This window comes from Streptomyces milbemycinicus, assembly GCF_002154605.1.
Classification (GTDB): domain Bacteria; phylum Actinomycetota; class Actinomycetes; order Streptomycetales; family Streptomycetaceae; genus Streptomyces; species Streptomyces milbemycinicus.
Map to the genome: position 1 here is coordinate 1 of NZ_MUNE01000674.1, position 3919 is coordinate 3919.

General features: G+C 70.7%; 5 protein-coding genes and 1 pseudogene. 1 reads left to right on the forward strand and 5 read right to left on the reverse strand.

Going from position 1 to position 3919, the window contains the following annotated elements; translation table 11 throughout:
- The 4 genes and pseudogenes from CCN51_RS42365 to CCN51_RS56145 form a co-directional block, all read right to left on the reverse strand.
- A pseudogene (locus CCN51_RS42365) lies at positions 1-295 on the reverse strand (oxidoreductase); the annotation flags it as partial.
- Entirely contained in the window at positions 292-1356 is a 1065-nt protein-coding gene (locus tag CCN51_RS42370) for an aromatic ring-hydroxylating oxygenase subunit alpha (protein WP_014179031.1), read from the reverse strand. The pseudogene CCN51_RS42365 and the gene CCN51_RS42370, both read right to left, overlap by 4 nt.
- A 108-nt stretch (positions 1357-1464) precedes the next feature.
- Positions 1465-1767 (reverse strand): DUF4190 domain-containing protein, encoded by a 303-nt coding sequence (locus CCN51_RS42375; protein ID WP_014179032.1) that lies wholly within the window; start codon positions 1765-1767, stop codon positions 1465-1467.
- Positions 1768-1770: 3 nt separating this feature from the next.
- Positions 1771-1926, reverse strand: coding sequence for a hypothetical protein (locus tag CCN51_RS56145; RefSeq protein WP_014179033.1), 156 nt, complete (start codon positions 1924-1926; stop codon positions 1771-1773).
- A 148-nt stretch (positions 1927-2074) separates the two neighbouring features.
- Between CCN51_RS56145 and CCN51_RS42385 the strand changes: the two genes are divergently transcribed.
- On the forward strand, positions 2075-2752 hold the full coding sequence (locus CCN51_RS42385; RefSeq protein ID WP_014179034.1) for a TetR family transcriptional regulator: 678 nt from the start codon (positions 2075-2077) through the stop codon (positions 2750-2752).
- Here CCN51_RS42385 and CCN51_RS42390 read toward each other — a convergent pair.
- Positions 2718-3919, reverse strand: a 1202-nt coding sequence (locus tag CCN51_RS42390) for a M6 family metalloprotease domain-containing protein (protein WP_107426208.1), incomplete at its 5' end; no start/stop codon positions are given. The two genes, CCN51_RS42385 and CCN51_RS42390, sit on opposite strands and share 35 nt — an antisense overlap.

The following is a 3919-nucleotide window of genomic DNA, read 5'->3' on the forward strand; positions in this document are numbered from 1 at the left end:
CGCGGTGCACCGCGATCTGCCAGCGGGCGCGGTCGGCGGGGTCGCCGCACAGCGAGTACTGGCGGGTCAGGGACTCGTCGAGGAGGAGGTCGATATGCGCGCCGGGCTGCCAGGCGGGCAGTTCGCGGCCGGTGGGGTGGCGAAGGGTGAGGACGACGACGTCCGACGCGGCGTCGGCTCTGCCGGTGACGACGAGGGTGTCGGTGAACTCGCCCTCCGGGCCTGCCGATGCCCCCGAGAGGATGGTGGCGGGGTGGGCGTGGCCTGTGACCTCGGCGGTGGGCGGGCCGCTCATCGCCCGGTCACCGAGGCGGATGCGGCGGGCGCGCCCTCGGCGGCGAGGCGGGCGAGGATGCGGCGCGCGGCGAGGCCGCCGGTGTCGATGTTGATGCTGAGCTCCTGATAGCCCTCGGGCTCGGTGTCCAGGGCCCGCTGCAGCAGGTTCAGCGCGTCGACGTCCTGCATGACCACGGTGCGGTTGAAGTCGTGGAGGAAGGTGGTGACGTCCTCGTCGTCCTGTGCGAAGTCCCGTGAGACGGCCCAGAAGTCGTACACGGAGTGTTCCGTGGACGGCGTGATCGCGTACGTGATCTCGACATGGAAGGCGTCGGGGTCGTCGCCGTCCGGCCCCGGCAGTACGCCGACCGGGGCGATGCGGCTGTGCAGCAGATACAGACAGGGGGCGTGGTATTCGATGTCCTGCCAGCGGGTGATGCGGCCCTCGATGCCGGTGGAGCGGGCGTAGAAGGGCGGGCACTCCGCGTCGTCCATGTGCCGGCTCACCCGCACCACGCCCGCGCCCTCGTCGACCGTGGTGGTGATGGGGGTCTCGGCGACCTCGGGTGTGCCGATGTAGCCGCCGTGCAGATACGTCTCGTGGGACAGGTCCATGAGGTTGTCCACGAGCAGTCCGTAGCCCGCGTCGATCGGCTCCATGCCGCCGACGGTCGTCCAGCGCGGGTCGGCCAGCCACGGGGCGCGCGGTATGGCGGTGGGGGCGGCCGACTTGGGGTCGCCGATCCACACCCACACCAGGGAGTCCTGCTCCACGACCGGGTACGAGGCGACCCGGGCGGTGCGCGGGATGCGCTTCTGGCCGGGGACGAAGACGCAGGTGCCGGTGGTGTCGTAGGTGAAGCCGTGGTAGCCGCAGACGACGCGGTCGCCGTCGAGCCGACTGGCCGACAGTGGGTAGCGGCGGTGGACGCAGCGGTCGTGGAGGGCGACGACCGCCCCGTCGGACTCGCTGCGGTAGAAGGCGATGGGCTCGCCCAGGATGGTGCGGCCGAGCAGTTCGCGGCCGATCTCGCGTCCGTAGGCGGCGACGTACCACTGATTCCGTGCGAATGCGGTCATGGCATCAGCGTGGTGACGTGCGTCACGTACAGGCAACGGCCCTTCCGCTGGGTGGAAGGGCCGTTGAGGGCGCGGGAGCCTTACGGGCCTTACGGGCCTTACGGAGCGTCAGCCGAACTGCCAGAAGACCGAGTTGTCCAACGTCACCAGGACGATCAGCAGGATCACATCGGCGACCCCGAGGGCGAGGCCGAGCAGGGCCCGGCCGCGGCGCTGGGTCTGCCGGGCGATCGCCAGTGCGCCCAGGATGATCGCGCACGGTCCGAAGACGGCGTTGAAGAGCAGCAGTCCGATCAGTCCGAGGACGAACGAGGCCACGGCCATGCCGTCGGCGTCCCGGCGCCGCGCGTCCGACGGGGTGGCCGACGGGGTGGCCGACGGGGTGTTGGTGGTGGGTGCGGTCAGTGCCATGGGTCAGCTCTCCTTGTGCCCGGTGCGTTCACGGATGAAGAAGATCAACAGCCAGGTGGCGATGGCGGCGGACGCGGTGAGGAAGGCCGGGAGCGGGGTGTGGGCCGCCGCTCCCAGAAGGATCCCCGCCAGGGCGAGAGCCGCGACGATGAAGAGCATGGGTGCCTCTCTCGGGAGCCGGATCTGAGGTGCGGATGGCGTGCGGGTGGAGCTTCAGTGAACACTTGGGATGACAACTGTTCACTGACTTCAGAGTACCCCTGCACACTGCTGGAAAAAGTCGGCGAACGGTTGTTTACTGAATGACATGAGTCACACCCTCGGGGTCCGGCAGGCCCAGAAGCAGAAGACCCGGCGGGCGCTCCTGGACGCGGGGCTGCGGCTGCTGGAGGACCAGAGCCTCAGCAGCCTGGGCCTGCGCGAGGTGACGCGCGTGGTGGGTGTGGCCCCGGCCGCCTTCTACCGTCACTTCCGCGATATGAGCGACCTCGGCGTGGCGCTCGTGGAGGAGTCCCTGGGCAGTCTGCACGGGGTGGTCCGGGTGATCCTCGCCGAGCGGGACGGGGACGAGCAGCTGATCGACGCCACCGTCGAGGCCGTCGCCGAGCTGGTGCGTGGCTATCCGGCACATATCCGCTTCATCGCGCGCGAGCGCCACGGCGGCGTACGGCCCGTACGGGAGGCGATAGCCGCCGAGCTGAGCCGTTTCGCCGACGAGGTCGCCGAGGCGTTCGCCCCGCAGCTCACGGCGGAGGGCTGGTCGCTGGAGGATGTCCGGATGCTGGCCGAGCTGTATGTGGACCACATGGTGATGACCGCGACGGCGTTCCTGGAGGCCCAGCCCGGCGATCAGCCCGGTGAGCCGTCCGAGGCTCAACCCGGCGAAGGGGCCGGCGACCCCGAGGCCGTACGGCGGGTGGCGGCCACCGCCCGCAGGCAGCTGCTGCTGATCAGCCTTGGCCGCCGCCACTGGCGTACCGGGTGATCTCCACGCGGTAGTCGCCCCGGGCGTCGCGCCCGGTGACCCGGACCCGGACGCCGGTGCCCTGCGCGCCGCCGGTGAAGGTCTTGCCGGGGGTGAAGACCGCGTCGCTCAGCCCGGGGTGCACATTGTGCTCGTCCGTGCAGCCGCTGCTGCCCGGAGTGCTGTCCACGACGGTGATCGGCCCCTGGCCGGAGTCGATGCGGGTGTCCACCCAGGAGACCAGGACGCCGGACTTGCAGACCGCTTCGTCGTTGCCCTTGTTGGTGCGCGCTTCCACGGCGTACCCGGCGTACTTCGAGACCGGGACGAAGATCAGCTTGGTTCCGCCCCGGCGGCCGAGCGGGCTCAGGGCGCGCCGTGTGATGCCGGGGCGGGCGATGCACTCGACCTGCCCCGTGCCGAGCCAGCCGAGCTTCCACTTGTGCCAGGCCAGCAGGTCGTTTCCGACGCCCCAGTCCTCGGACATCACGTCCCAGTGGCCCGCGCTGTCCCCGCCGCGCCGGGTGTAGAGGTCGGGGAGCCCGAAGACATGGCCGTTCTCGTGCGGGAGCACGCGGTAGCCGGTCTGCGCGAGCGTGCCGGAGCCGTCGTCCTGGCGGCTGTAGACGAAGGAGACATTGGCCAGGGGGACGCCGTCGGCGATGGGGGCGTGCTGGTTGTCGGCGTAGGTGACGGACAGCACGGCGCGTGCGGCGGACGGTCCGGCGTTGGGTGTGACCAGGACGTTGACCAGGTCGTAGCGGCTGAAGTCGACATGCGGGTCGGCGGCCTTGGCGATGTCGGCGACCAGCTTGCGGTAGCCCGGTTCGAAGGGGCTGCCGCGCTTGATGCCGTAGCTGCGGAAGGTGTGGGGCATCCGCAGCCAGTGGTTGACCGGGGTCGCGGGCCGGTACTTCAGCCGGCCGTACGAGCTGCGCTTGAACCAACGCGAGGTCTGCGGGAAGAACTCCGCGTAGCGCTTGCGGGCGGTGCCCTGGCCCTTGACGTCCGGGAAGTCGATCATGAGGGTGAGGGCCTTGACCGTCCCGGTGCTGCGGACGTAGCCGTGCCCGGTCGGCAGCCCCTCGGTCATCTGCAGCCCCTTGGCGGGGGCCAGGGCGCAGGGCGCGAGGGCGGCGCCGTACGCCGGATTGGCCGACAGGGCCGGGGCGCGTACGGGAGGGGCGG